Annotated in this window: 29 protein-coding genes and 1 pseudogene; 20 read left to right on the top strand and 10 right to left on the bottom strand. The window is 37.9% G+C overall.

All coding sequences use genetic code 11. The features are described from left to right. The first annotated feature begins 5 nt into the window (after nucleotides 1-5). The 3 genes from BAOM_RS20685 to BAOM_RS20675 all read left to right on the top strand — a co-directional run bounded on the left by BAOM_RS20685 (nucleotide 6) and on the right by BAOM_RS20675 (nucleotide 1,736). On the top strand, nucleotides 6-569 hold the full coding sequence (locus BAOM_RS20685) for a 5' nucleotidase, NT5C type (RefSeq protein WP_127761897.1): 564 nt from the start codon (nucleotides 6-8) through the stop codon (nucleotides 567-569). A 124-nt stretch (nucleotides 570-693) separates the two neighbouring features. Further along, the gene (locus BAOM_RS20680; protein ID WP_127761896.1) at nucleotides 694-1,080 is read left to right on the top strand and encodes a hotdog fold thioesterase; all 387 of its coding nucleotides are present in this window, start codon (nucleotides 694-696) and stop codon (nucleotides 1,078-1,080) included. Between the two features lie 98 nt (nucleotides 1,081-1,178). Then, nucleotides 1,179-1,736, top strand: a complete 558-nt coding sequence (locus BAOM_RS20675) for a DUF5366 family protein (protein WP_127761895.1) — start codon at nucleotides 1,179-1,181, stop codon at nucleotides 1,734-1,736. A gap of 40 nt (nucleotides 1,737-1,776) precedes the next feature. Here the strand turns inward: BAOM_RS20675 and BAOM_RS20670 are convergent, their stop codons facing one another. Then, nucleotides 1,777-3,642: a transglycosylase domain-containing protein gene (locus BAOM_RS20670; protein WP_127761894.1), complete on the bottom strand. Its 1,866-nt coding sequence runs from the start codon at nucleotides 3,640-3,642 to the stop codon at nucleotides 1,777-1,779. A 200-nt stretch (nucleotides 3,643-3,842) separates the two neighbouring features. Here BAOM_RS20670 and kapD point away from each other — a divergent pair, with 200 nt between their 5' ends. Then, on the top strand, nucleotides 3,843-4,466 hold the full coding sequence (kapD, locus tag BAOM_RS20665; protein WP_127761893.1) for a 3'-5' exonuclease KapD: 624 nt from the start codon (nucleotides 3,843-3,845) through the stop codon (nucleotides 4,464-4,466). Nucleotides 4,467-4,506: 40 nt separating this feature from the next. Here the strand turns inward: kapD and BAOM_RS20660 are convergent, their stop codons facing one another. Beyond that, nucleotides 4,507-4,893 carry a kinase-associated lipoprotein KapB gene (locus tag BAOM_RS20660; protein ID WP_127761892.1) on the bottom strand — a complete coding sequence of 129 codons (387 nt, stop codon included), beginning with the start codon at nucleotides 4,891-4,893 and terminating at the stop codon, nucleotides 4,507-4,509. A gap of 189 nt (nucleotides 4,894-5,082) precedes the next feature. On the opposite strand from BAOM_RS20660, the gene BAOM_RS20655 reads away from it, so the two are divergent. From BAOM_RS20655 to BAOM_RS25395, 4 genes and pseudogenes are all read left to right on the top strand, one after another. Continuing rightward, nucleotides 5,083-5,673: a peptidylprolyl isomerase gene (locus BAOM_RS20655; protein WP_127761891.1), complete on the top strand. Its 591-nt coding sequence runs from the start codon at nucleotides 5,083-5,085 to the stop codon at nucleotides 5,671-5,673. A 154-nt stretch (nucleotides 5,674-5,827) separates the two neighbouring features. After that, on the top strand, nucleotides 5,828-6,043 hold the full coding sequence (locus tag BAOM_RS20650; RefSeq protein ID WP_127761890.1) for a hypothetical protein: 216 nt from the start codon (nucleotides 5,828-5,830) through the stop codon (nucleotides 6,041-6,043). 164 nt (nucleotides 6,044-6,207) lie between these two features. After that, on the top strand, nucleotides 6,208-6,945 hold the full coding sequence (locus BAOM_RS20645; RefSeq protein ID WP_127761889.1) for a yteA family sporulation protein: 738 nt from the start codon (nucleotides 6,208-6,210) through the stop codon (nucleotides 6,943-6,945). A gap of 76 nt (nucleotides 6,946-7,021) precedes the next feature. Further along, nucleotides 7,022-7,093: pseudogene (locus tag BAOM_RS25395) on the top strand (VWA domain-containing protein); the annotation flags it as partial. 67 nt (nucleotides 7,094-7,160) lie between these two features. Here BAOM_RS25395 and BAOM_RS20635 read toward each other — a convergent pair. Beyond that, nucleotides 7,161-8,333, bottom strand: coding sequence for a MalY/PatB family protein (locus tag BAOM_RS20635; protein WP_127761888.1), 1,173 nt, complete (start codon nucleotides 8,331-8,333; stop codon nucleotides 7,161-7,163). Nucleotides 8,334-8,495: 162 nt separating this feature from the next. On the opposite strand from BAOM_RS20635, the gene BAOM_RS20630 reads away from it, so the two are divergent. Then, nucleotides 8,496-8,756, top strand: coding sequence for a DUF1871 family protein (locus BAOM_RS20630; protein ID WP_127761887.1), 261 nt, complete (start codon nucleotides 8,496-8,498; stop codon nucleotides 8,754-8,756). A gap of 25 nt (nucleotides 8,757-8,781) precedes the next feature. Here the strand turns inward: BAOM_RS20630 and BAOM_RS20625 are convergent, their stop codons facing one another. Beyond that, the gene (locus tag BAOM_RS20625) at nucleotides 8,782-9,609 is read right to left on the bottom strand and encodes an alpha/beta fold hydrolase (RefSeq protein WP_127761886.1); all 828 of its coding nucleotides are present in this window, start codon (nucleotides 9,607-9,609) and stop codon (nucleotides 8,782-8,784) included. A gap of 263 nt (nucleotides 9,610-9,872) precedes the next feature. On the opposite strand from BAOM_RS20625, the gene BAOM_RS20620 reads away from it, so the two are divergent. Together BAOM_RS20620 and BAOM_RS20615 are read left to right on the top strand one after the other, a co-directional pair. Beyond that, on the top strand, nucleotides 9,873-10,373 hold the full coding sequence (locus tag BAOM_RS20620; protein ID WP_127761885.1) for an Lrp/AsnC family transcriptional regulator: 501 nt from the start codon (nucleotides 9,873-9,875) through the stop codon (nucleotides 10,371-10,373). Then, nucleotides 10,370-11,536, top strand: coding sequence for an aminotransferase (locus tag BAOM_RS20615; protein ID WP_127761884.1), 1,167 nt, complete (start codon nucleotides 10,370-10,372; stop codon nucleotides 11,534-11,536). Before BAOM_RS20620 ends, BAOM_RS20615 begins: the two co-directional genes overlap by 4 nt. Nucleotides 11,537-11,710: 174 nt before the next feature. Here BAOM_RS20615 and BAOM_RS20610 read toward each other — a convergent pair whose 3' ends face one another. From BAOM_RS20610 to BAOM_RS20605, 3 genes are all read right to left on the bottom strand, one after another. Further along, complete coding sequence (locus BAOM_RS20610) at nucleotides 11,711-11,938, bottom strand: hypothetical protein (protein ID WP_257467467.1); 228 nt, start codon at nucleotides 11,936-11,938, stop codon at nucleotides 11,711-11,713. After that, nucleotides 11,935-12,057 carry a helix-turn-helix domain-containing protein gene (locus BAOM_RS25240; protein ID WP_257467466.1) on the bottom strand — a complete coding sequence of 41 codons (123 nt, stop codon included), beginning with the start codon at nucleotides 12,055-12,057 and terminating at the stop codon, nucleotides 11,935-11,937. The genes BAOM_RS20610 and BAOM_RS25240 overlap by 4 nt, the downstream gene beginning before the upstream one ends. Nucleotides 12,058-12,326: 269 nt before the next feature. Next, complete coding sequence (locus BAOM_RS20605; RefSeq protein ID WP_127761883.1) at nucleotides 12,327-13,673, bottom strand: sodium-dependent transporter; 1,347 nt, start codon at nucleotides 13,671-13,673, stop codon at nucleotides 12,327-12,329. Nucleotides 13,674-13,845: 172 nt separating this feature from the next. On the opposite strand from BAOM_RS20605, the gene yugI reads away from it, so the two are divergent. Both yugI and BAOM_RS20595 read left to right on the top strand, forming a co-directional pair. After that, complete coding sequence (gene yugI, locus BAOM_RS20600) at nucleotides 13,846-14,253, top strand: S1 domain-containing post-transcriptional regulator GSP13 (protein WP_127761882.1); 408 nt, start codon at nucleotides 13,846-13,848, stop codon at nucleotides 14,251-14,253. Between the two features lie 221 nt (nucleotides 14,254-14,474). Beyond that, entirely contained in the window at nucleotides 14,475-15,680 is a 1,206-nt protein-coding gene (locus tag BAOM_RS20595; RefSeq protein ID WP_127761881.1) for an ornithine--oxo-acid transaminase, read from the top strand. A 98-nt stretch (nucleotides 15,681-15,778) separates the two neighbouring features. Here BAOM_RS20595 and BAOM_RS20590 read toward each other — a convergent pair whose 3' ends face one another. Next, nucleotides 15,779-16,012, bottom strand: a complete 234-nt coding sequence (locus BAOM_RS20590; protein WP_127761880.1) for a DUF378 domain-containing protein — start codon at nucleotides 16,010-16,012, stop codon at nucleotides 15,779-15,781. Nucleotides 16,013-16,156: 144 nt separating this feature from the next. Between BAOM_RS20590 and BAOM_RS20585 the strand changes: the two genes are divergently transcribed. The 3 genes from BAOM_RS20585 (at nucleotide 16,157) to BAOM_RS20575 (ending at nucleotide 19,292) form a co-directional block, all read left to right on the top strand. Beyond that, nucleotides 16,157-17,320: an iron-containing alcohol dehydrogenase gene (locus tag BAOM_RS20585; RefSeq protein ID WP_127761879.1), complete on the top strand. Its 1,164-nt coding sequence runs from the start codon at nucleotides 16,157-16,159 to the stop codon at nucleotides 17,318-17,320. Between the two features lie 118 nt (nucleotides 17,321-17,438). Further along, nucleotides 17,439-18,785 (top strand): glucose-6-phosphate isomerase, encoded by a 1,347-nt coding sequence (locus BAOM_RS20580; protein ID WP_127761878.1) that lies wholly within the window; start codon nucleotides 17,439-17,441, stop codon nucleotides 18,783-18,785. Between the two features lie 105 nt (nucleotides 18,786-18,890). Beyond that, the gene (locus BAOM_RS20575) at nucleotides 18,891-19,292 is read left to right on the top strand and encodes a YugN-like family protein (protein WP_127761877.1); all 402 of its coding nucleotides are present in this window, start codon (nucleotides 18,891-18,893) and stop codon (nucleotides 19,290-19,292) included. Nucleotides 19,293-19,295: 3 nt separating this feature from the next. Here BAOM_RS20575 and BAOM_RS20570 read toward each other — a convergent pair whose 3' ends face one another. Beyond that, the gene (locus BAOM_RS20570) at nucleotides 19,296-20,288 is read right to left on the bottom strand and encodes a potassium channel family protein (RefSeq protein WP_127761876.1); all 993 of its coding nucleotides are present in this window, start codon (nucleotides 20,286-20,288) and stop codon (nucleotides 19,296-19,298) included. Nucleotides 20,289-20,394: 106 nt separating this feature from the next. Further along, the gene (locus BAOM_RS20565) at nucleotides 20,395-21,681 is read right to left on the bottom strand and encodes a glycosyl hydrolase family 18 protein (protein ID WP_127761875.1); all 1,287 of its coding nucleotides are present in this window, start codon (nucleotides 21,679-21,681) and stop codon (nucleotides 20,395-20,397) included. A 126-nt stretch (nucleotides 21,682-21,807) separates the two neighbouring features. Between BAOM_RS20565 and BAOM_RS20560 the strand changes: the two genes are divergently transcribed. The 4 genes from BAOM_RS20560 to BAOM_RS20545 all read left to right on the top strand — a co-directional run bounded on the left by BAOM_RS20560 (nucleotide 21,808) and on the right by BAOM_RS20545 (nucleotide 24,971). Continuing rightward, on the top strand, nucleotides 21,808-22,002 hold the full coding sequence (locus BAOM_RS20560) for an alpha/beta-type small acid-soluble spore protein (RefSeq protein WP_119117277.1): 195 nt from the start codon (nucleotides 21,808-21,810) through the stop codon (nucleotides 22,000-22,002). Nucleotides 22,003-22,215: 213 nt separating this feature from the next. Further along, nucleotides 22,216-23,034 carry an undecaprenyl-diphosphate phosphatase gene (locus tag BAOM_RS20555; RefSeq protein ID WP_127761874.1) on the top strand — a complete coding sequence of 273 codons (819 nt, stop codon included), beginning with the start codon at nucleotides 22,216-22,218 and terminating at the stop codon, nucleotides 23,032-23,034. Between the two features lie 246 nt (nucleotides 23,035-23,280). Further along, entirely contained in the window at nucleotides 23,281-24,486 is a 1,206-nt protein-coding gene (locus BAOM_RS20550) for an MFS transporter (RefSeq protein ID WP_252282664.1), read from the top strand. A gap of 155 nt (nucleotides 24,487-24,641) precedes the next feature. Further along, complete coding sequence (locus BAOM_RS20545) at nucleotides 24,642-24,971, top strand: HU family DNA-binding protein (RefSeq protein ID WP_127761872.1); 330 nt, start codon at nucleotides 24,642-24,644, stop codon at nucleotides 24,969-24,971. Nucleotides 24,972-25,373: the final 402 nt, after the last annotated feature.

Raw genomic sequence — 25,373 nt, 5'->3', positions numbered from 1 at the left:
TTAGTGTGAAATTTGGCTTTGATATTGATGATACGCTTATTGATTTACGAGGATATGCGTTTCAATTATATAATCAGAAATTGAATCAAAATGTAAGTTTAGATGTGTTACAAACAATTAACACATTGGAGATTCACAAAGCGTTTGGTTTGACTGGAGAAGAGGGCGGCAAGCTGTGGAATAGTCTAGCGGATGAAATTTATTATTCAGGGTGTCCAATTTTTGAAGGGGCACTAGATATGTTACAAGAGCTCGACCGTGAGGGGCATGAGATTTTTTATATTACAGCAAGAAAGAAAGAACATAGTGAACGCACGAAACAGTGGTTAATTAAACATGGCTTTCCTTTTCGAGAGGACCATTTTTATTGTGGAATGAAGGATCAGGAAAAGATAGAAATCATTCTGGACTTACAATTAGATTACTATTTTGATGATAAGCCAGCAGTGCTAGAAACATTATTAGAGATTCCAACAAAGGTTTATGCAAAAGACAATCCATACAATCAAAAGGTAAAAGTTCCGAGATTGAAAGATTGGTCGGAATTAAAGGCTATTTTAGCGCAATAAGAAAACTGATGCTGATGTTTGTGAACTGCAGCATCAGTTTTTTTGTATTTTCTTTTTTAATATTTTGTAAGTTTATGGGATTATATGTACAATTAAGAAATAAAAAGAAAATGAGGTGTAGAAAATGGAAAGAAATGTAGAAGGAACTTTAATGAATTCATTAGGGATTGAAATTAAAGAGTTAAGTGAGGGGAAAGTAATTGCGACAATGCCAGTGGATGAAAGAACAAGGCAGCCGTTTGGATTATTGCACGGAGGTGCATCTGTCGCCCTTGCAGAAACGGTAGCGAGCGTTGGGGGTTTTTATCTGGTGGATCAAACAAAGGAAGCAGTAGTCGGTCTAGAAATCAATGCTAATCATATAAGAGGAAAACGTTCAGGGCAGGTCATTGCGGAAGGAACCATTCTTCACCGCGGCCGCAAAACAATGGTTTGGGACGTAAAGATTCGCGATGAACAAGACAAACTCATTTGTGTTTCTCGATGTACATTGGCAGTTGTGTCACAGTGACTTTTTAAATTGTGGATTAATCGTGGATAAAAATGTGGATAAATGAAAATCAGTGTGTTTGGTGAAGGGAGGCACACTGTTTTTTTGGAGGATTGGGCATGAAGAATACATATTTTTTCGGTTATTTTCCGTTTATTACGGTTGTATTATTTAGTTTATCGTTTGGGCTTTATTGTGAAATAAAGTTGTTAGATTTATTTGATAGTTTAGGGCTTTATCAAGGAATGTTGGAATTTTTTTCGGAAACAGGTATTAAAATAGCTTTATTAGTTGTAATGTTTCTTGTTTTCTTCATGCTGTTTTCGGCATTAAAGCTACTTTTGGATACGATGGTTGAAATGTCTTTGCTGCTTTTTTCGAAGGATTCGGATGGAACGGGCTTAAAGAGTATTCGAATGGGGACGATTATTTATGTAGTTGGTGCTACAGTGTCTTTAGTAAGTACTCAGTCAATTATGGGGCTGCTCGTCATTTTTCTCTTAACAAATGTCGCCGCTTTCATTTATTTTGTGTATAAAATTTCAACAAACTTAAGTTTGTTAGGATTAATTGGTTTAATCTTCTTTCATATTTTCATATGGTCAATCTTTTTATTGGTTGTCGCATACTCTGTATTAAAACTTTATAACAGCATAATTAATAGTTTACCTATTTAAAAAAATCCAAATAAAGATAGCCTGTCCGAAATCGGACAGGCTATCTTGCTTCTGCTTGTTGGCTAATATTACGCCAAATACGAACATGTGGTGAGGAGTAGTAAATCGATTCAATACTAGAAGGTTTATCTCGACCAACCCAAACACCTGTCGTATAGCTGTCTGTTAAACCAACAAACCATATATCTTTTACACCGTTTGTTGTTCCTGTTTTGCCGCCGATATAACCGGTTGGAAAATAAGCTGCTTTTGCCGTACCTCTAACGGTTACTTCATGTAATAGTTCACGCATTTTTGCGACGGTTGATGGGCTCCAGACTTGCTTTTGTTTGTCTTTCCATTTATAAAGAGTTTTACCTTCGCGGTCTGTTACTTTAACAATAGCCCGAGCAGGCTGATAGCTGCCGTCATAAAAGGATGTAAAGGCGCGAGTTAGTTCGAGTGGGCTCATTCCATAGGTGAAGCCACCAACAGCAGCTGTTAAGAGATGATCTCGTTCGCTCACTTGTTCAAATTGAAATGCATCTAGATATTCGAAACTTGTCTCAATGCCTGTTGCATCAAGGAGACGAACAGCTGGTGTATTATAAGAACGAGCAAATGCTGTTTTTAAAGGAACCATGCCATAGGTTGCTCCTCCATAGTTTTGTGGACAATAGCCGTTTTTACAATAATTAGCCCCGCTTACTTGGGAGTATACAGAGGCCCCCGTTTTTTCGATATACGGTGCATAAACGAGCAATGGTTTAATAGCAGAGCCTGGTTGACGGTAGCTTTGATAAGCGCGATTGAAAGAATTTTTTTTATAATTCTTTCCCCCAATCAAAGAGACAAGCTCCTGCGTATTATGTTGTATAACGACGGCAGCTCCTTCAATATCACCGTAAGCGATTCCGTTATTTAGCGCTTGCTTGGCAGTTGTTTGCAAGTGTGGATCAAGAGCTGTATGGATAGTTACTCCAGAGTTTAATAGTTTTGTAACTTTAGTTTGTAGTTGTTTTTCTGCTTGTTTACGTACAGTTTGGTCCTTGCTCGCAAGCCTTGCTGTCAATCCTTCTCTAGCAGCTACTAATTGCTTTAGTTCATGGTGCACATACGTCACATAGTCTGGATAGTTATCCACTTTTGTACGAACGTTTAAGGTGATTTTTTCTTGAACAAGCTTTTTGTACTGTTTCTCAGATAAAAACTCTGCTTCAACCATTTGTCGTAAAATGCGCTCTTGTCGATTTTTCGTCGCTTTAAAATGCTTGAGCGGATTATAGCGCTCGGGGTTATTCGGGATCGCTGCTAAAAAGGCTAATTGGGCCTTTGATAGCTTCTTAGCAGATGTATTGAAATAAAATTGAGAAGCGGCTTCAATGCCATATGTGCCGTTGTTAAAGTAAATTGCATTGATGTACAAGTCTAGAATCTCTTCTTTCGAAAACAATCGTTCCATTTGATAGGCGTAGAGCAGCTCAGTGATTTTTCGGTCGTATGTTCTTTCATGTGTCAAATACACATTTCGAGCGAGCTGCTGGGTAATTGTACTTGCGCCTTGTTCGATGGAGGTGCTCTGACTATTTACAAGAACTGCACGGCTAATCGCTACAGCATCAATGCCTTCATGATGATAAAATTGTCGATCTTCTATAGTGACAAATAAATCCTTTAAAAACGTTGGAATTTCTTCGTCACTTAGATTTACCCGATTTTTCGCTAACGATATTTCACTAATAATCTTGCCTTGGTTGTCTGTCATATAACTTGTTTCTTCTAACTGAATCGTATCGATAGAAATATTGTCATCGAGTACTTTTTGAACGCTTTCAGCCTTGTTCCACTCTTGAGAGGCTAAAAAGATTAATCCTGTTACAAGAGGGATAAGGGAAAAGATAAAGAGAGAGCCAAGAAACTTGCGCATAGTCCAACTTCCTAACTAATATAGTTTTAATATGGTATTTTGGTGGAAATTACCGTGTATAGCTAAAGTATACATGAAAAATGGGAAAAAATGTTGAAAAATTTTACAGGAAATTATTCGCGAATTGTAGGAATTAACTGAAAAGTTTTAAATTGTTCTGCTATAATATTTGGTAAAATCATGATAAAGGGGGGAGAAGTATGGAGAAACAGCACTATGTCTTTATTGACTTTGAATTTACGATGCCAGAAGGGAGAGGGAATCCGGTTGGATTTTATCCGGAAATCATTGAAGTTGGTTTTGTATCCGTTGTAAATGATTCCGTCAAAGAGCAGTTTTCTTCATTTGTTGCTCCAAGTAAGTTTAAAACATTAACGAATCGGTGCAAGAAATTTTTGAGTGTTCATCAAAGTCAAGTTGAAAGCGGCATGCCTTTTACGGAGCTAGTCGATTTGTTCAAGAAAATGGAAGCGGATTATCCAATGACGACAGTCGTTACGTGGGGAAATATGGATATGAAAGTGTTGAAACAAAATTGCCAAAAGGCAGGAGTAGAGTTTCCATTTAAGGGAAAACAAGTTGACTTATGTATGGATTACAAACGGTTCTTCGGTGATCAAAACCAAACTGGTTTGTGGAAAGCTGTACAGGCTTACGGAAAAGAAGGGACAGGCAAACATCATCGTGCGCTTGATGATGCTTTAACGACGTATAATATTTTTAAATTGATTGAAAAGGATAAAAGTTATATGAAGAAACATGAGCCAACAACGATTGGTGACCGTATTGATCTATCTAAAGTATTAAATCATTTAGCGTTATAAAAAGCCAAATCAACGATTATTGATTTGGCTTTTTATCACGTTATTTAAAATAATCTGCTTCTAACTCTTCAAGTTGCCGTAGGCTAAGTTTGTTAAAGTCTGTCTCCTCTTTAGTGAGAGCTTCCTTCATCGTTGTTACAGCTTCTCGTAATGAGGCTTGGTAATCTGGAATTTCCCCTTCATATGGCTTGACCATGTTTTTAGGGACATTCGTTTGTTCTCGATAAGCAAGAGCACGACGTTGATGGAACATGGTCACTTCTGTTTGTCTTGGATTGTGCAGATCCCCTTGCATCGGATGTTTTAAAACAGCTAAAATGCGGACTAGATAGGCACTTTCGCGATCTTCAGTGACCTCTCCGATATATTTTCCTGTTTTATTAATGGCTGTTACAATTTCTCCAATTTTTACTTCAACTACTGGCATACGCTTTCCACCTTTCTGTTTCTACTCCTTTTATCATACTTGAATTAGAGCATTTTTAACATCAGATTGAATGGGACGTTTCGCACTTCTTTTCAGATGCTTTTTTTAGAAAAATCGTGTAAAGTGTACAAATGAAGGTTAAAATGGATAATATTTTTTAATACTATTATTGAAAGTAGGGAATAAGGGATGACGAATTTTCCACAATTAACAACAGAAGTGCAAGCAAATGAAAAAGCAGTGTTGATGCAAACAACACTTGGGGATATCAAAATTAAATTGTTCCCGGAAGTAGCTCCAAAAGCAGTTGAAAACTTCTTAACGCATGCTGAGAACGGCTACTATGAAGGGATTATTTTCCACCGTGTTATTAAAGATTTTATGATTCAAGGTGGGGATCCAACTGGTACTGGTATGGGTGGAGAAAGTATTTGGGGTGCTCCTTTTGAAGATGAATTCGCTATGAATGCATTCAATATTCGCGGTGCGCTTTCTATGGCAAATGCAGGCCCTGGTACAAACGGAAGCCAATTCTTTATTGTACAAGCTCCGCATGTAGATGTACGTATGGGAGAGCAAATGAAGCAAGCTGGGTACCCAGAAGAAATGATTAAAGCATACATGGAACAAGGCGGTACACCATGGTTAGACCACAAACATACTGTTTTTGGACAAGTTATTGAAGGCATGGATGTCGTAGATGCTATCACAAATGTGGAAACAACATATGGTGACAAACCGGCAGAAGATGTTGTGATTAAAAAAATTACAATTTTATAAGTTGAAAAAAGGGCTGCGTCAAAGCTTATGCTTTGGCGCAGCCCTTTTTGGTGGAAATTAAAAATCTCGCCAATTCATCATTCGTGCAAAATGGTGGAATTTTATGGGTGTTGTTATAATGAATATATCTCGGGACGTAGAAAGGATGAACAAGATGAAGCACGTAGTAATTGGTTTGTTTCTTTACTTTCCAGATGATAAATCAGAGTATATCCCAGCCGCGATTTCTTGTGCGATCTTTTTGTTAGCTGCAATTTTTACAATGCGATTCATTATTCGTTATTCCAAAAAAGAAGAGCTGAAAACAAAGCAACTTGAAGAGCGTATTGCACAGCAACAAAACAAAGCAAAGAACGATACTTTTTCATAGGCTATGTTCATGAATGTTGGTGATAATATGATTTTTAGCTCATTCATGTGAAACCGCGGTTTCACACGCCTTTCTCCTAAACAGCGGAAGAAACTACCTTAGTTGAAAAAAGTATGGTTACAAATACTAAAAGGAAACTGACTCAGAAAGGGTGTTTTTTTAGTATGCAACCGAATCAACTCAACGAGTTCAAACACCAATTGGAGCAAATGAAGCAAGAAGTAGAACCGTCATTGCGTCAAGAATTTGATTTATTAAGAAGTCATGGTCATGATGCGGTAGGAGAGCTATCAAGTTATGATAATCATCCAGCAGATGATGCGACAGAGCTTTATGAGCGAGAGAAGGATATGGCGTTATATGAGCATGCAAGGCAGGAATTAGATGAAATTAATCATGCTTTAAAGGCGATAGACAGTGGGAGTTATGGGACATGTGAGGTTTGTGGAAAAGCCATTCCGACAGAGCGTTTACAAGCCATTCCGACTACGACGTTTTGCGTGGAACATAGTCCTTCACAGCAGACATCGCATAATCGGCCGATTGAGGAAGAGGTGTTAATGCCGCCTTTTGGGCAGTTTGATTTTGATAATCGTAAAGAATCTGTCGCCTACGATGCAGAGGATACATGGCAGGAAGTAGCTAGCTACGGAACATCAGAGAGCCCATCAGATTTTATTCGTCCACCAGCCGATTATGAAGATACGTATGTGGAATCAGACGAAAATATTGGCTATGTGGAAGACTATGAGAACTTCGCTGCGGTTGATATAACAGGGAAAAATATTATGATTTATCCGAATACGCAGCATGAGCAATTAGAGGAAGAGTTGGACGAGGCTGGAATGATGACACCATTTGGAGATTTGCCGCGATATGAGAAAGATCCATATGTAGAGTAATAGGAAGTAATTCACAAAAAGGACTCCTTATGTTGATAGGAGTCCTTTTTGTGGTTTTGTAAAGGTTGATGAACAATTATATGACCAATTATTAGATGAGTTTCCGAATTGGCTGAAAGAAGCAAAAGAGAAACATATTTTACGTTAAAAAAGCCTAAACAATCTGCCTTCTTCTAAAAATAGAGAAACAGGTTGTTTAGGTTTTTAGGTTGTCTTTAGTTAGTAAAGGCCAGCTTTAACCGATTTAATCCGTCTAATAAAATGGAGCGCGGGCATCCGACATTCATACGTACGAATTCTTCGCCGCCAGGTCCATATTTCTTTCCTGGTTCGAGGGCAAGTTTTCCTTTTTGGAGAAGAGCATCTTGAATTTGTTGATCAGGTAATCCTAAACCTCGACAATCAATCCAAAGTAGATAAGAGGCTTCAGGATGCATACAAGAAAGCGTTGGAATTTCATTTGCGATGAATGATTCGGCTATTTGTATATTCGCTTCTATGTAGGCTAGCAGCTCATCTAACCATTGTCCACCTTTGTGGTAAGCGGCATCCATTGCTGTTAAGGCGAAGGTGTTCAAACCATGAAATCCTTGCGCTTCCTGTACACGCTTAAATGCTAGCTGTAACTTTTTATTGTTTGTAATCATGTAGGAAGCTTGCAGACCAGCTAAATTAAACGTTTTGCTTGGCGCCATAAATGTAATGGTGTTGTCTGCAACGGTTGGATTTAGTGAAGCGGTAGGCACATGCTGGTAGGATGAATGAGTCAGATCAGCATGAATTTCGTCGCTCACAATGGTCACATTATATTGAAGACAAAGTTCACTCATTTTTTGTAGTTCAGCTTTTGTCCAAACGCGGCCTCCTGGATTATGTGGACTACATAATAGAAAAAGCTTTACACCGTTTTTTATTTTTTCTTCGAAGTCTGTAAAATCAATCATATAGCGGTTATCTACTAGCTGTAGTTCATTTAGGACAACTTCTCGTCCATTTCGTTTAACCATATCAAAAAAAGGCATGTAAACCGGTGATTGAATGAGAATGCGCTCGTTCGGTTTAGTTAATGCTTGAATCGCTGTACCAATGGAGCTTACGACACCTGGACTGAACGTGATTTGATCTTTGGTAATCCCCCAGCTATGTCTTGTTTGCAGCCAATCAGTAATATGGCCGTATACGGAGGGAGGAGCAATCGTATAGCCAAACACAGGGTGCTTGATTCTCTCGATTAATGCTTCTTGAACGAATGGAGGTGCAGGAAAATCCATGTCCGCTACCCACATTGGGAGTAAGTCCTCTATGCCATATATGGTTTGGAGGGCATCCCATTTTAAGGATGAAGTATTTTTTCTGTTTAATGATTCATCAAAAATAGAGGAGTTCAAAACATCCACCGCCTTTAATTTTTTTAACAGAGCCTGATTTCTAAATATAAGGATAGGCTATATCCTATTATTAATCAAAACGTAATATCGTCATGTAACAGAGCTAAAAATAAAATTGTATGGTACTATGTTAGCAAAGAAAATGGAGCAGGTGATAATAAAATGGATAGGCAACAAATGACTTTGTCCCTTGTCCGTGTTCTGCAGGAATGGGACCCGTTTGAAGTAGGTAGTGAAAACTATGAACCGGAAATAGCAGATGCTGTTCTTGCTGTTTCAGATATTGAAGATGTTCAAAGCTTAGCCAGAAGGTTAAAAGAAATTTATGAATTTTCATTTGATGAACCTCTTGATTTTCAAGCGTGCTTAGCTGTTGCTGAGAAGCTGATTATGATTCGAACTAATACAAGCTGTACTTTATAGAAAAAAGCTGATTCTGTTGGTAGAATCAGCTTTTTTCTATAAAGAAGTTTTTAATATAAGAGGCGACTTCTGTTGGTTTTTCTTCTGGTAAGAGATGGCCTGTATCATCTAGGATGACAAGATTAGCATTGGGTAAATCTGAGGCTAGCCGTTTTCCGGTCTTAAGTGGAACTACTTTATCCTCACGTCCCCAGATGAGCAAGCATGGTGCATGGATTTTTTGTAAATCTTCTTTTAATAAATCTACCCTCTTATCGCGTACCATTCGGCCTAAGGCACGAAAAATTTGTCTCCCCTCTGTAAATGGTTGCAGATACCCTTGTCGCATCGTATCATCAATAAGATCTTGATTGTACACGACTTTTTTGAGGTTTTTTTCAAGTCCAGATTTAGCAAGGTAATGCCGAACACCTAGTGAAAAAAACGGTAAGTAACTGAGCGCCTTCATTTTACGCGGAAAGCTAGGCAAGTAGCCGGAACTGCATAAAAGGACGATTCGCTGCACGAGGTCAGGGCGAATGCTTGCGAGCTGCAACGCAATTTGTCCCCCCATTGAATGACCAATGAGGCAAATAGATTGCAGCCCTTTTGCTTCTATCAATTCAATGATTGAGCGTGCGATGTTTTCAAACGAATATGTATAACGATATGTTTTCCCGCTTTGTCCAAATGGAGGTAAATCGACGGTAATGATATTAAAGTCGGGTGTTAAATAAGGAATTAGCTTACGATAGCTAAAGCTCGATGATAAGAAACCGTGCAGTAATATAATCGTTTGATGGGGTGATTCACTTCTGTATTGTTCAAAATAAATATCTATATTTCCGACTGTCTCTATTCCTTTTATTGTCATATAAACCCCTCCTTGCTAGTACTTTCAAAATTCCCCTGTTACAGAACAGAATCTATACAAATAGGCGGAAAAAAGAATATTTTATATAACAGATTTGATACGAACTTTGGTATAATATGAACAGTTTATCCTGACAGAACATCCTTGTGTTAAATTTCTTTTTATTGTCGTATATTACACCTTATAGGTCTAATATGAGGAAAGAACCTAAAAGGTATTCTGCCAGCTTAACCATCACTTTGAATGCCAAAGGAGGGTTTCCAATGCACTTGAATGATCAAGAATTGGAACTACTACGAATTATTGAGACGAATAGCCGAATCGAAACAGCAGACTTGGCTAAAATGACCGATTTATCGGAAGAAGATATTCAAGCTACATTACAAAAACTTGAAGATATGCGTATCATCGTTCGCTATGCAACACTTATTAACTGGGCGAAAGTAGATGAATATCATGGCGTTACGGCGATGATCGATGTAAAGGTAACACCTAAGCGTGGAGTCGGCTTTGATGAAGTGGCCCAAAGAATATATCGGTTTAAGGAAGTAGAATCTGTTTATTTAATGTCAGGTGCCTACGATTTATCAGTTATTATTGAAGGCCGTTCTATGAACGAAGTTGCGCAATTTGTTTCTGATAAATTATCGACGTTAGATTCGGTTATTTCAACGACTACTCATTTTATTTTGAAAAAATATAAACATGATGGTACGATTTTTGAGTCAACTGAAAAAGATAAAAGAATTGTGGTGTCACCGTGATTAAAACAAGTTATATTTCTAAAACTGTTCAAGAGCTTAAACCATCAGGTATTCGAAAATTCTTTGATTTAGCGGCTAATATGGAAGGTGTTATTTCTTTAGGTGTAGGGGAGCCGGATTTTGTTACATCTTGGTCAGTAAGGGAAGCTGCGATTAATTCGTTAGAAATTGGCCATACATCCTACACGGCAAATGCCGGTATGTTGGAGTTGAGAGAAGAAATCGCTCATTATATGAAATCACGCTTTCATGTTTCTTATGACCCAGAGGAAGAAATTATTGTAACAGTTGGAGCGAGTCAAGGAATTGATATTGCCCTGCGAACGATTTTAAACCCTGGAGAAGAAATCATTGTAGTTGAGCCGTGCTTTGTGGCTTATGCACCAATCGTTACAATGGCAGGCGGAGTGCCTGTAACTGTTCAAGCTTTACCGGAGAATGATTTCAAAATTAAGGCTGAACAAATTGAAGAACTCATTACACCAAAAACAAAGGCTCTCTTTATTTGTTCACCGAATAACCCAACTGGTACACAACTGGGGAAATCGGACCTTGAAGCAATTGCTGAAGTTGTAATGAAACATGATTTATTAGTCATTTCGGATGAAATTTATGCAGAGCTTGTCTATGATGAGGGATACACGTCTTTTGCAGCTATCGATGGCATGCTAGAGAGGACAATTTTATTAAATGGATTTTCTAAAGCTTTTGCAATGACAGGCTGGCGTTTAGGATTTGTATGTGCGCCTAAAGAAATTAGCCAAGCGATGTTGAAAGTTCATCAGTATGCTATTATGTGTGCACCAACAATGGCACAATATGCAGCGTTAGAAGCTTTACAACATGGGATGTCTGATGTAGAAGATATGAGAAGCAGTTATCGTAGACGACGAAACTATATTGTAAAATCGTTTAATGAAATTGGTCTAGACTGTCATAAGCCAGGTGGAGCTTTCTATGCCTTCCCATCTATTAAAAAAACCGGTCTATCTTCTCAAGAATTTGCAGAGCGGCTTTTATTGGAAGAGAAAGTTGCGGTTGTTCCTGGAGATGTGTTTGGAGAAAGCGGTGAAGGACATATTCGTTGTTCGTATGCGTCTTCAATGGAACAACTTCAAGAAGCGATTAAGCGAATTTCTAGATTCATGGAGAGATTTAATTAAGCTGGTAAGGATAATCGCTTTCCCAATCTAATATAGCAAAAAAAAGGGTCGAATTTTAAAAAAATTCGACCCTTTTCCATAGGGGGATATCGAAAGAAAGAGCTATTCTAGATGAGTAATCATAGAAAGTTATTCCTTATTGTTTCCAATATATGCTGATGTTATACATCTTATTTAATTTTTAAAAACATTTAGCATTTTTAATACATCAGCCTCGCTAGCCTCTTTAAAAGAACGTAAAAGAAATAATGCTTTTTCCATTCCAATTTCCTCAATTAGCATTGCAATTTCATTATCTAAAGTCGTTTTTTTATTGCTATGATATTCTTTTTCTAAAATTTCCGAGGCGGGTAGATCAAGCACAGTACATAGTCTTAACATCGTTTCTGTATCCGGAATCAATTCACCTGACTCATATAATTCGATTTTTTTGTACCTACTCGCATTTTGATGGCTAATTCCTGTTGAGATAAATTTTTCTGTTCTCTATATAGTCGAATGTTTCGAGCGATATCGGACATAGTGCACCTCTCCCTTTTTCAGGAAATAGTTATTTATATAGAGTGTAACATGTTTCTTGCTGTCATTGTGTTACATAATGGTGTCTATTAAATGAAATTTGGCTCATTTCACAGTATGCGGAAATGAGCCAAATTTTAATAACATTCTATAACAGAGACATTCATACAAAAAATTTGCACCATCAAAATAGGCGGTTTTATCTACAATCTTTTATCATTGTTTTATACTGCCTATTTTTAGGGTAGCCTTTTACTAACATCAAAATCTGTTAAATGAACCCAATGGAGCTTAACAGAACGATTGCAATTGCAATCGGGGCGATGTAACGAATTAAAAAATACCACACTTTAAAGATTTTCTTTCCATATGAAGAACCAGATAGGAATTCTTCTTCAACGTGTAGTCTTTTTAGTTGGAAGCCGACAAATAGAGAAATAAATAGGGCTCCTACTGGTAAGGCAATATTGCTGACAAGGAAGTCAGCTATATCAAAAATGGATTTATTAAATAAGGTAATATGGCTTAAAACACCAAAGGAAAGCGCACTTGGAATTCCAATAATGAATACAAGAATACCAGCAACCCATGATGATTTTTTTCGGTTTGCTTCATCTCCTTTCACCATAGCAGCTACAACAATTTCTAAAATAGAAAAAGCAGAAGTGAGTGTGGCAAAGAGGATTAAGATGAAGAAGATAAACATGAATACCGATCCAAAGGCAATTTCATTAAAAACAGCTGGTAAGACAACGAAAACAAGCCCAGGACCACTTGCAGGATCAAACCCAAGCGCGAAAACCGCTGGGAAAATAACCAGCCCCGCCAGTAAAGCGATAAAAATATTCAACCCTACCACGGATAAAGCTGATTTGGTTAAGTCTTCGTTTTTATTTAAATAGGAGGCATATGTCACCATAACTGAAATCCCAATACTTAAGGCGAAAAAAGCTTGTCCTAGTGCGAGGAGAACCGTTTGCTCAGATAAAACAGATGTGTCAGGCTTTAAGAAGAATTTGACTCCTTCCATGGCCCCATCTAATGTTAAGGAGCGGACTAATAATACCAGAAATAAAATGAATAGGGCTGGCATCATATATTTGCTTGCTTTTTCAATCCCTTGTTGAATCCCGCCTTGGACAACCCAAATGGTAATCAGCATAAAGATCAATTGTGCGATAACGGTTTCATAAGGGTTACTAATAATCGTGTTAAATAAATCTCCGTATTGCTGTTGTGTTAAATTTGAAAGTGAATTAGTTACACTACGGATAAGATAAGAAAGAATCCATCCGCCAACAACGCTGTAAAATGACAGCAGGATAATCGAAGCAATTACGCCACAATAACCGATTAAGGTCCATGGAGTTCCTGGTGCTAGTTCTTTATAAGCTCGTACTGCATCTTTTTGTGTTCGTCTTCCGATAATAAATTCAGTAATTAAAATCGGTGCACCAATAATGAGGGTGAATAAGATAAACATCAGAAAAAAGATTCCGCCGCCATTGGTTCCAACCATATAAGGAAATTTCCATATAACACCAATCCCGATAGCTGATCCAGCTGCAGCGAGAATAAAGCCGAGCTTAGATGTCCATTGCTCTTGTGATTTGTTCATTTCTGTAAAAAACTCCTTTGAAAATATAAAGTAAGAGTCTATATTATAGCAAATAATAAGGATAAATATAAGTTTGAGCTATCATTGATTTTTGATTATTTTACAATTATATGATATAGTTTTATATTGCGTGAAATAGATGAAAAAATATATCGTAAATAGGAGTGTTACCATGACACAAAAATTCGAAATCGGTGCAGTTGTTACAGGAAAAGTTACAGGAATTCAAGCATACGGTGCGTTTGTTGCACTTGATGAATCAACTCAAGGATTAGTTCACATTTCTGAAGTTACTCACGGGTTTGTTAAGGACATTAACGAACACTTAAAAGTAGGCGATGAAGTACAAGTGAAAGTTCTTTCAATTGATGAAAAAGCTGGAAAAATTGGTTTATCAATCCGTGCTACAGAGGAAGCTCCAGAGCGTCCAGCAGCACCAGCTAGAAAAGCAGCAGCACCTAAGAAGCGTCAAGCAGCTGTAACTAGCTATACAGAGTCTACTGAAGGATTCAATACATTAAAAGACAAGCTTCAAGAGTGGATTGAACAATCTCAACGCGAAGATTTAATTAAAAAATAATGTGTTTAAATCGGCTGATGATGAATCAGCCGATTTTTTTATAGGTCATGGTACATCATCTTATTCATTAAACGTTTTTTGCTTCCTGTAGTTCTAAATCCTGAAACAATGAGAAATTTCTTCAGAAGGCTCCAAAAGTAAATTATTCCACAATATGCCGTCTTTTAATCATGAAACAGTAATATTGTTTAATAAGCTACATTTAAAAGGAGGCTTGTAGGATGTCTCTTCATGACGATTCAGCGCAGTTGATTTCAAAAACGAATCAATATGGTGCCAATAATTACCATCCCTTACCAATTGTGATTTCTGAGGCTGAAGGAGTGTGGGTGAAAGACCCTGAGGGGAATCGTTATCTAGATATGTTAAGTGCCTATTCAGCTGCTAATCAAGGGCATCGCCATCCGAAGATTATTGCAGCGTTAAAAAACCAAGCGGATAAAGTTACTTTAACATCGCGCGCCTTCCATCATGATCAGCTTGGACCTTGGTATGAGAAGGTAGCTAAGCTCACCCATAAAGAAATGATATTACCGATGAATACAGGTGCCGAAGCAGTGGAAACGGCTATGAAGGCAGCGCGACGATGGGCATACGATGTCAAAGGAGTGGAGCCTAATCAAGCTGAAATTATTGCTTGTATGGGTAATTTTCATGGTCGAACCCTAGCAGCTATTTCGCTTTCTTCTGAAGAGGAATACAAACGAGGATTTGGCCCGATGCTTCCGGGAATTAAACTTATTCCATATGGAGATATATTAGCATTAAAAACCGCCATCACACCACATACAGCGGCTTTTTTATTTGAACCAATTCAAGGAGAAGCAGGGATTCGTATTCCACAACCGGGATTTTTAAAAGAGGCCTATGCTTATTGCAAGCAGGAACAAGTTTTATTCATTGCGGATGAAATTCAATCTGGTTTAGGAAGAACGGGGAAGATGTTTGCTTGTGATTGGGAGGATGTTACTCCAGATATGTATATATTAGGGAAAGCACTTGGAGGGGGAATACTCCCAATTTCATGTGTTGCCGCTAATAAATCGATTCTGGGGGTATTTACTCCTGGTTCGCATGGGTCTACGTTTGGAGGAAATCCGCTTGCATGTGCTGTTTCTATAGCGGCACTCGATGTGTTAGTGGACGAACAATTGGCTCAACGCTCGCTGGAACTTGGGCAATACTTTTTAAACCAGTTAAAGAAAATAAAAAATTCAGTTGTGAAAGAAGTACGAGGTCGAGGACTTTTTATTGGCATCGAATTAAACAAACCAGCTCGTCCTTATTGTGAAAAATTAAAAGAAGAAGGAATTCTTTGTAAAGAAACGCATGATACAGTCATTCGCTTTGCGCCTCCGCTTATTGTGACAAAGGAAGAACTGGATTGGGCGTTCGAGAAAATTAAAAACGTGTTGAAGTTACTCTAGCCGAGTTTTCATACAAAAGAGGCTGTATAATCAGCCTCTTTTGTATGAAAAATTTTTTTGTATAGAACGGATTATCCGTTAGTTCTCTTCATTTTTTTTTAGCGGGTTGGACGTGTTTCAGGATCTCTTGCAACTTCAGTACTTGGCTTAAAGAGAAGACCAAGATTTATTAAACCAGCAATCCCTACTATTCCGTAGATAATTCGTGCTAATGCCGAACCTTGTCCACCGAATATAGACGCTACTAAATCAAATTGGAAAAATCCAATTAGTCCCCAATTGATGGCTCCGATAATAGTAAAAACAAGTGCTAATCGCTGAATACCACTCATAGTGTATCCTCCTTTTATTTTAAAAATCATTTCTATACTATTTTGCTTGTTCTTTTACGATATATGTACGACTTAAAATTTTTTATGCGGATTTTTTGTATTTAATTGGAATTTTAGTCATAATGGTGAAAAGGGGTGGGGAATATGAAAAATTTTACTTTTAAAAATCCAACAAAAATTATTTTTGGTAAAGGTCAATTGAATACTTTACCGAAAGAAGTCTCCTTTTTTGGCCGGAAGGTGTTACTTGTGTATGGAGGAGGGAGCATTAAGAGGAACGGTGTATATGAAGAGGTTCTATCTCAGTTAACTCAAATCGATGCGGAAGTGTTTGAGTTGAGCGGAGTGGAGCCAAATCCGCGGATATCAACGGTTCGAAAAGGTGTTGAGCTCTGTAAAAAGGAGGGCATCGAGTTTATTTTAGCTGTTGGCGGAGGAAGTGTGATTGATTGTACAAAAGCGATTGCGGCAGGGGCTAAATATGAAGGAGACCCTTGGGATATTGTTACTAGAAAAACAATGGTCCAAGGTGCTTTGCCATTTGGAACCGTGTTAACATTAGCGGCAACTGGTTCTGAAATGAATTCTGGTTCCGTTATTACAAATTGGGAAACAAAGGAGAAGGTAGGCTGGGGCAGTCCGCATACATATCCACAGTTTTCTATTCTAGACCCTGTTTATACATTTACAGTTCCGAAAGATCAAACGGTTTATGGGATTGTAGATATTATGAGCCATGTGTTTGAGCAATATTTTCATCCGGCAACTTATGCCCCGATACAAGATCGTTTTTGTGAGTCTCTCCTGTTGACGGTTATAGAATCAGCTCCTAAATTATTAGAAAAGTTAGATGATTATGATCACCGTGCGACCATTCTGTATGCAGGTACACTTGCTTTAAATGGTTCGCTTGGAGTCGGCTATCGCGGTGATTGGGCGACTCATAATATTGAGCATGCTGTTTCGGCTGTTTATGATATCCCGCATGGTGGTGGGTTAGCCATTCTATTCCCGCATTGGATGAGACATGTATTACCTGATAATGTAGCACGCTTTAAGCAATTCGCTATCCAAGTTTTTGGAGTGAATCCAGAAGGTAAAACAGATGAAGAAACGGCACTGGAAGGAGTTGCATCGTTGTCTGCATTTTGGCGTAGTTTAGGTGCTCCGACTCGCTTAGCTGACTATGGAATCGATGATGCTCAATTAGAGACGATGGCTGATAAAGCGATGGTCTATGGTGAATTTGGTCAATTTAAAGTATTGAATCGTGAGGATGTTCTGTCTATTTTACGTGCTTCTTTATAAGGTAGGTTGTTAGTGATTACGGTGTTTTTCTTACGAAGATATTATAGAAGAATTCGTTATATACGAAACTGCTTTTTAGTAAAGAGGTATGGATATAGAGAAGAGGAGGAATAGGAGCATGGCCTATGTACGTTTCGATTATTCAAAAGCGTTGGCTTTTTTTGGACAACATGAAATGACATATTTACAGGATGCTGTAAAACTGGTACATCATTCTCTGCACGAAATGACAGGACAAGGCAATGCATTTCTTGGTTGGCTCGATTTACCTACCGATTATGATCAAGAAGAGTTTTCACGAATTAAAAAGGCAGCTGCTGATATACAACGTCATTCAGATATTTTACTTGTCATTGGAATTGGCGGCTCGTATTTAGGTGCTCGTGCTGCGATTGAAATGTTGCAGCATAGCTTCTATAACTCATTGTCTTCGGGGAAAAGAAAAACACCGCAAATTGTATTTGTCGGCCATAATATTAGTTCTACATATATGCAAGATTTAATGGATGTATTAGCAGATAAAGACTTTTCTATTAATGTCATTTCCAAATCAGGAACGACAACAGAGCCTGCGCTTGCTTTTCGTATTTTCCGTAAGTTATTAGAGCAGAAATATGGAAAGAAAGAAGCGAAACAACGTATTTTTGTGACTACGGATCCCGTAAAGGGAGCTTTGAAAAAAGTCGCTACGGAAGAAGGATTGGAAACGTTTATGATTCCAAATGATATCGGAGGGAGATATTCCGTGTTAACGGCAGTCGGTTTATTACCTATTGCTGTTTGTGGAATCAATATTGATAACGTTATGCAAGGAGCGAAAACAGCTCATAGCGAGCTGAGTTCTTCTGAGCTTGATCAAAATCAGGCCTATCAATATGCAGTTGTGCGAAATATTTTATATCATAAAGGAAAAACAGTTGAAATGCTCGTTAGTTATGAACCAGGTTTACAGTACTTTGCTGAATGGTGGAAGCAGTTATTTGGTGAGAGCGATGGCAAGGATGGAAAAGGAATCTTTCCAGCAGCGGCTAATTTTTCAACTGATCTTCATTCTTTAGGACAATACATTCAAGAAGGACGTCGTCAATTATTTGAAACAGTCATTAAGGTAGAACGAGCGAGGCATGAACTTACTATCGAAGCGCTTGAATCTAATTTAGATGGCTTGAACTATTTAGCTGGTAAAACAATTGATTATGTAAATAATAAAGCATTTGAAGGAACATTGCTTGCTCATACAGACGGAGGAGTTCCCAATGTAGTACTGACGATTCCAGCGATGGATGCCTATACGTTTGGTTATCTCGTCTACTTTTTTGAAAAAGCATGTGCAATGGGAGGATATCTTTTAGGCGTTAATCCATTTAATCAGCCAGGTGTGGAAGCGTATAAGTTGAATATGTTTGCTCTTCTAGGTAAACCAGGTTATGAAGCTAAAAAAGAGGAATTAGAGCTGCGCTTATAATGATTTGGAGAGTGTCTTCCGTTGAAGGCGCTCATTTTCTTTGAGAGCATGTTTTAAAGGCATTTGGCTACACTAAGAAAAAAATAGATAGAAGGAGTTTTAGTCATGATTGAAGTTTCATCCGAATTGGAAGGGAAAACATTTAGTTTATGGGATTTAGAACAAAAGCTGAAACCTCTTGGTTATGTAATTGGTGGGAATTGGGATTACGACCACGGTTCTTTTGATTATTTAATTAATAATAAAGATGGTTATCAATTTCTGCGTCTTCCATTCCAAGCTGTTGATGGAACGCTTGATCGTGATGGAACAAAAGTCAAGCTATTGCGTCCTTATTTGTTAGCGCATCAATATGAAGGAGATTTGGATAATGACGGGGATATTGGTAATTTCTCCGCCTCCTTTAACCAATTTGCCGCTCCAGAAGATTCAGACGCAGATTTCCCAGAGAAGTATATTTCCTATGGGAAATCCCTTGTCCAAGATGTAGAAAAGGCATTGTTATAACGCTTAATAACTTTCTGCCATGATTAATAAAGAATCATTTGCTTGTAAGGGGGTGTGAGCAGGGGGTTTGAATCGTTTTTTGCCTCCTCTCATAATGCCAATTAAAAGAATATCCTGCTCTAACAAAAGATTGCTTAATTGCTGAAACGTTAGATGTGTCCATTCATGCTGCATAGCCAGTTCAGCAATATGAATGCCAAACCATTCTCCTTGAATTTCTACGGCTTGTCCTGATAGCAGGAAATGTAATATATATTCACTAGCGAACTTATTAGTTTCCACTAATCCATCTGCTCCAGCTCTTCTTGCATTCTCTTTCTGTTCTTGGGTTAAAATTTCTACTAGACAATATACATTTGGATTCAAACCTTTTACGGCAAGTAAGGTTAAAATAGAAAACATATCGGTCTGCATTTCGTTTTGCTTAAAATCAGTCGTAATAAGGACCAGAGAGGCTTCTCTTATATTTGCTTTTAATAACACATCATCTACAGTTGCTCTTCCCTGTACAAAATGGATATTTGTTCGTGGAAGGGGATGTTCTCGTAATGTATTGTCAATTAATACAATGGCTTGTTCATGTCTCCTCTCATGAATTTCCTCAATAATTGTTTTTGAACGTTCATTCCATCCGACAATAATATAGTGGTTACTTCCATTAAAAGTTTTTGTGCCGTTTAAAAATTGTTCTTCTTTTGAAATGGCTACTTTAGCAATGGATGCAAAATAGGAGGTAAGAATGCCTACACCAGTTAAAATGAGTATAGTGCCAATTATTCTGCCGACTAAAGTTTTTGGTGCATAGTCTCCATAGCCAACTGTTGCTATTGTTACAATTACCCACCAAATTCCATCGGTTATTTTAGGGAAAGTGTCTGGTTCAATTAAATGAATGAGTGTCCCAAATAGAAACAAAAATACGAAAACAATAGATAACAATTTCAATAAATAGGGGATACGTGAAAATTTACGGCTAACAATATTCGTATGAGACATTTTAGAAAATCCACCTTTCGAGCCTTTCTATAGTATGGGCAAAAAAGGAAAAGTTCATAAGGTATAAAACGAATAAAGCCCCCCATTAGGAGGGAAGGCGAGTGGATTAACTACGCTTTCTAACATTAAAATTATCACTAATGAGCAGCCAATTTTGAGGGAAGGAAAGTCCTAATTTCCAATAGCTCATTCCCCGTAAGTTTAATTCTTTCAATAAATCGAATTTTGCTTGAATCGAACGAGCATCTTCAAACCAGACTTCATGTTTTTTTTCCGCTTGATCTTTGTAATGAAAAAAAGGAGCTTGTGCTTTTTCATCGTATTCAATCACCGCTTGATTTGCAGCCGCAATTTGAATAGCTCGTTGAGGACTAATCGCTTTGGCTGTCGACCCTTGTACGAATGGAAGTGTCCAATCGTAACCATATGGGTTGTGCCCCATTACAATTTTTTTTGAAGGCATTTCAGATACGGCATATTCCAATACTTGGCGAACAGGGCCAATCGGTGATACAGCCATTGCAGGACCTCTGCTGTAGCCCCATTCATAGGGCATAATTACCACCATATCAACAATTTCACCATGTGCTTTATAATCATGACTTTCATACCAACGCCCCTTTTGCTCCCTGTTTGTCTTTGGAGCTAAGGAGGTTGAAAGGAGCCAGCCTTCTTTGTGGAAGCGTTCTTTCGCTTTTCGTAAAAATTGATTATATGTTTCTCGATCAGTGGAACGCAGATATTCAAAGTCAAAATGAATATGTTTAAAGTTGTATTTTTGTGCAGTCGTTGTAATGTTATTCAACAGTTTGTTTTGTACAGATGTACTGTTTAATAGGATATAACCAAGCTCTTCGCTAAATTGGCCGTTTTCCAGGTTGTTGATGACCATCATTAAGATTGTCCGATTATCTCTAGCGATGTCTGAGAAATTACTTAGTATCGGTTCCTTTAATGAGCCATCCCGAAGTGCTTGAAAGCTAAAAGGGGCAAGGTGAGTTAAATAAGGAGCACTTTCTATGGCGGATGCTTCTAACGTTTTTGAAACAGTTTCATCGCGGGACTCCACATAACCGACAAATTCAGCTGTTGTTTTTTGACGAGCTGGGATGTAGAGACGAGTGTTAATGGTTAATTGGGCAGCAGGGGAAATGCCGTTGGCTCTTACAATTTGTTCATATGGAATGCTTGCTTTTTCTGAGATTGTATATAAACTGTCGCCTGGTTGTACGAAATGATAACTGCCGATAATCGGAATGACAAGTGCTTGACCGGTGACAAGATTGTTGGGATTTGGAAGCTGATTTGTTTGAATAATTCTATCGACACCGACGCTATATGTTTGAGCGATACTAAATAACGTTTGACCTGGTTTGACAACGTGGATTTGCAATGTACTTCCCTCCTAAAACACTACGATATAAGAATTGTATGTATTTGAATAACGATTCATGATGCATTAATTTGGCAATTATAATTTTTGAATGATGAAAGATAATAGTACTAGGAGGTGATAAACATGGCAAATAACAATAGCAACAACTTATTAGTGCCTGGAGTAGAACAAGCTCTTGAGCAAATGAAGTATGAAATTGCTAGTGAATTTGGTGTGAATTTAGGGCCTGACACAACTTCCCGTGCAAACGGATCAGTTGGTGGAGAAATTACAAAGCGTTTAGTACAAATGGCCGAACAACAACTAGGCGGTCGTTAATTAAACTTAATAAATATGGATTGAAAAAGAAGGAGCATAGTTCTCCTTCTTTTTCTTGTTTGTAAGGATTTGTTGATAATAAAGCGTTTTATAAAGTATAGGATGTTATTATTTTACTTATTGTACATAAAGATTTCAGCAATTTACATTAGACTTTATAGTGAACAAGCGATAGAATCTAGCTATGTAAGTAAAAAATGCTGAGGTGGCAAGATGAATTTATGGGAATTATTCGTAGCTGTTATTTTAGGGCTTGTTGAAGGACTAACAGAGTTTGCTCCTGTTTCGTCAACAGGACATATGATTATTGTCGATGATTTATGGTTAAAATCGCAAGAATTGCTAGGTAGTGAAGTTGCAAATGCATTTAAAGTTGTGATTCAACTTGGTTCTATTTTAGCGGTTGTTGTTTTGTTTTGGGGTCGATTTATGGACCTATTAGGTTTGAAGAAAAAAGAGGCTGCAAACGGTCCGAAGTTGAATTTATTACAAATTTTTGTTGGACTTTTACCTGCGATGGTGTTTGGTCTATTGTTTGAAGATTGGATTGATGAATATTTATTTTCTGTTGAAACGGTTGTAGTAGGTCTCTTTTTTGGAGCATTTTTAATGATTGCTGCAGATAAGTTCCGTCCAAAGGTAACGGCACAAACTGTCGATCAGATTACATATAAACAAGCATTTCAGGTTGGTTTGTTTCAGTGTATCGCCCTATGGCCAGGATTTTCACGCTCCGGTTCAACCATTTCAGGTGGGGTATTACTTGGGATGAGCTACCGAGCGGCATCTGATTTTACCTTTATTATGGCTGTGCCAATTATGGCTGGTGCAAGTTTATTGAAAATGATGAAATATTGGGAGTTCTTTACACCTGATATGATTCCATTCTTCATTGTCGGTTTCGTAAGTGCCTTCATTTTTGCGCTTATTTTTATTAGATTCTTCTTACAGCTGATTGATAAAATTAAGCTTACACCATTTGCGATTTATCGTATTGTTATTGCTGTTATTTTAATGTTTATTATTTGGTAAAGTGCAAGGGCCTCCCCATTCGGTGAGGCTTTTTTCGGCTGTGTGAAACAAGCTTATGTTCATTTCATTATAGCTGAAAAGCGTGTGAGAACATGGTCTCACACAAGCGGGAGTTAAAAATCAACAGCGTATTCCAATAAACATGTTTATGTCGTTTTAACAGGTAGAACCTATATATATGGAAATAGACAATATTCGGAAAAAGTATTACGATAATAGTAGTTTATGTCGAAAGGTCTGAAGATTGTGAAGTATATTGATCTATCAGGAAAGTCATTTCGAGTCACCCTTTTAGCGTTATTTCTTGGAAGCTTTGTCACGTTTGCGGATTTATATAGCACACAGCCAGTGATTCCAATGTTTGTTAAACAATTCAGTGTGACGCCGGCTACAGCGAGTTTAACGCTTTCGTTTTCGACGGGGACATTAGCCATTTGTTTGTTGATTGTTTCGTTTTTATCGGAAAAGATTGATCGAAAAAAAACGATGGGGATAGCGTTAACCTTATCTGCTATTTTATCAATATGTGTCGCTTTAACGTCTAATTTGTATACGCTCATTGCTATTCGGGCTTTGCAAGGTGCAGTATTAGCTGGATTTCCAGCAATCGCAATGGCTTATATTAATGAAGAATTTCACCCCAAAAGCTTAGGGTATGTGATTGGAGTATATGTGAGCGGTTCGAGTATTGGCGGACTTTCAGGCCGGTTGATTATTGGAGTACTAACAGATCATTTTTCTTGGCAAGTAGCCATTGGAAGCCTTGGTGTGTTAAGTTTACTCATTAGTTTCGCTTTTTGGTGGATGTTGCCTGCACCTCAACATACGGTTCGTCACTCTATTTCGCTTTCTTGGATGAAGCAATCGTTACTAAATAATTTGAAAAAACGAGAGCTTATTTGTTTATTTCTGATTGCCTTTTTTTTAATGGGCTCGTTTGTTACTGTTTATAATTATGTAGGCATTCCGCTTATGGAACCACCATATAATTTGTCACAAACAGTGATTGGTTTCATTTTCCTTATCTATTTAGTAGGTACATTTAGCTCGACATGGATGGGGAAAATGGCGGATCGGTTTGAACGGACAAAAGTAATGGCATTAGGTATTTTGATTATGGCTGTAGGCGCTCTCGTTACATTAGCTGCTCCTTTAGCATTGAAGATAATCGGTTTAGCATTATTTACGTTTGGTTTCTTTGGTGCTCATTCGATTGCGAGCAGCTGGGTGGGGCTACTTGCGGATAAAACAGAGAAAGCTCAAGCTTCTTCTCTCTATTTATTATTTTATTATGCAGGTTCGAGTATCGTTGGGGCTGTAGGCGGACTATTTCTGCATCGATTCGCATGGCCCGGCGTGATTGCTTCTGTATCCATTTTACTTATGTTGGCTATGATGTGTTCGTTATCGATTGAGAAGGTGAAGAAACGAGCATATTCACGCTTGTTCTGAAATATATTTTCTTGTACTACTAAAATGTATGATTGGTTGCTGAGAAGTAATCTCAGTTTAGTAGCCAATTTAAGGCTGATAGTATAAGGAGAACAGAGTCTCTGTCTTAAAAGCGAACTAGAGTCGAGTTTTCTAATCAAAAGGGAAGTGTGTGATTGAATCCTAAAGCAATTATTCTAGTATTCTTAGTCGGAGTATTTGTTACACTCACCATTTTCACTTCTGTAAATCCGAGAGGCCTAGAAAAAGTCGTGATTGAAGAAAAATATTATCCTCACTTCGGTGATGGGAAAGCCATTGGATTTAAAACAGAAAAAGTCATTTCTGTTTCGCAAACAGAAGAAGGGTCAAATTGTGCGATGGATTTTAGTAACGGTGAGACGTTAGAAATCGATTGCGATCGCTATATTAATTATAAAATTGGTGAAACGGTTTATATCACCTATGATAAAAAGGAAGTCATTGAAATTAGACGAAAGCGATGAAAAAGTAGAGACAGCAACAGAAAGTGTGATGAACGCGGTTAATGAACAAGCGGCAGCTACCGAAGAAATCAGTTCTTTTACGCACTCTTTATAAGAATTGGGTGCCGAAATGGAGAGCATAGTACATACGTTTAAAGTATAGGAATGATAGAGAAAAGGGCTGATTAAATGTCAGCTTTTTTGTCGTCTAGGAAACTATAAAATTCTTGAATTGTGGATAAGCGTTTCGATATCCAGTTCCAGCGCCTAGTCCCTCAAGGTCGCAGTCTGCCCCAGTCGATGAAGTCAAAGGGCGACTTCACCTTCTGGCTCTCTACCGCTTGTCGGGGCTAATCAAGGCGCTTGCGCTTTTGTTCTGTGAATTTTTAGATAAATGTGTAATTTGAGATAGGAAAGATAGTA

The sequence above is a fragment of the Peribacillus asahii genome (assembly GCF_004006295.1).
Lineage (GTDB): Bacteria > Bacillota > Bacilli > Bacillales > DSM-1321 > Peribacillus > Peribacillus asahii_A.
The sequence above is the reverse complement of the archived record's forward strand: the minus strand, read 5'-3'. Positions and strand labels throughout refer to the sequence as shown.

Excerpts from the sequence above, each read along its gene's own strand:
- BAOM_RS20680 (WP_127761896.1), top strand. The coding sequence starts at position 694 with ATGGAAAGAAATGTAGAAGGAACTTTAATGAATTCATTAGGGATTGAA.
- BAOM_RS20675 (WP_127761895.1), top strand. The coding sequence starts at position 1,179 with ATGAAGAATACATATTTTTTCGGTTATTTTCCGTTTATTACGGTTGTA.
- BAOM_RS20670 (WP_127761894.1), bottom strand. The coding sequence starts at position 3,642 with ATGCGCAAGTTTCTTGGCTCTCTCTTTATCTTTTCCCTTATCCCTCTT.
- kapD (WP_127761893.1), top strand. The coding sequence starts at position 3,843 with ATGGAGAAACAGCACTATGTCTTTATTGACTTTGAATTTACGATGCCA.
- BAOM_RS20660 (WP_127761892.1), bottom strand. The coding sequence starts at position 4,893 with ATGCCAGTAGTTGAAGTAAAAATTGGAGAAATTGTAACAGCCATTAAT.
- BAOM_RS20655 (WP_127761891.1), top strand. The coding sequence starts at position 5,083 with ATGACGAATTTTCCACAATTAACAACAGAAGTGCAAGCAAATGAAAAA.
- BAOM_RS20650 (WP_127761890.1), top strand. The coding sequence starts at position 5,828 with ATGAAGCACGTAGTAATTGGTTTGTTTCTTTACTTTCCAGATGATAAA.
- BAOM_RS20645 (WP_127761889.1), top strand. The coding sequence starts at position 6,208 with ATGCAACCGAATCAACTCAACGAGTTCAAACACCAATTGGAGCAAATG.
- BAOM_RS20630 (WP_127761887.1), top strand. The coding sequence starts at position 8,496 with ATGGATAGGCAACAAATGACTTTGTCCCTTGTCCGTGTTCTGCAGGAA.
- BAOM_RS20625 (WP_127761886.1), bottom strand. The coding sequence starts at position 9,609 with ATGACAATAAAAGGAATAGAGACAGTCGGAAATATAGATATTTATTTT.
- BAOM_RS20620 (WP_127761885.1), top strand. The coding sequence starts at position 9,873 with ATGCACTTGAATGATCAAGAATTGGAACTACTACGAATTATTGAGACG.
- BAOM_RS25240 (WP_257467466.1), bottom strand. The coding sequence starts at position 12,057 with ATGTCCGATATCGCTCGAAACATTCGACTATATAGAGAACAGAAAAAT.
- BAOM_RS20605 (WP_127761883.1), bottom strand. The coding sequence starts at position 13,673 with ATGAACAAATCACAAGAGCAATGGACATCTAAGCTCGGCTTTATTCTC.
- yugI (WP_127761882.1), top strand. The coding sequence starts at position 13,846 with ATGACACAAAAATTCGAAATCGGTGCAGTTGTTACAGGAAAAGTTACA.
- BAOM_RS20595 (WP_127761881.1), top strand. The coding sequence starts at position 14,475 with ATGTCTCTTCATGACGATTCAGCGCAGTTGATTTCAAAAACGAATCAA.
- BAOM_RS20590 (WP_127761880.1), bottom strand. The coding sequence starts at position 16,012 with ATGAGTGGTATTCAGCGATTAGCACTTGTTTTTACTATTATCGGAGCC.
- BAOM_RS20585 (WP_127761879.1), top strand. The coding sequence starts at position 16,157 with ATGAAAAATTTTACTTTTAAAAATCCAACAAAAATTATTTTTGGTAAA.
- BAOM_RS20580 (WP_127761878.1), top strand. The coding sequence starts at position 17,439 with ATGGCCTATGTACGTTTCGATTATTCAAAAGCGTTGGCTTTTTTTGGA.
- BAOM_RS20575 (WP_127761877.1), top strand. The coding sequence starts at position 18,891 with ATGATTGAAGTTTCATCCGAATTGGAAGGGAAAACATTTAGTTTATGG.
- BAOM_RS20570 (WP_127761876.1), bottom strand. The coding sequence starts at position 20,288 with ATGTCTCATACGAATATTGTTAGCCGTAAATTTTCACGTATCCCCTAT.
- BAOM_RS20560 (WP_119117277.1), top strand. The coding sequence starts at position 21,808 with ATGGCAAATAACAATAGCAACAACTTATTAGTGCCTGGAGTAGAACAA.
- BAOM_RS20555 (WP_127761874.1), top strand. The coding sequence starts at position 22,216 with ATGAATTTATGGGAATTATTCGTAGCTGTTATTTTAGGGCTTGTTGAA.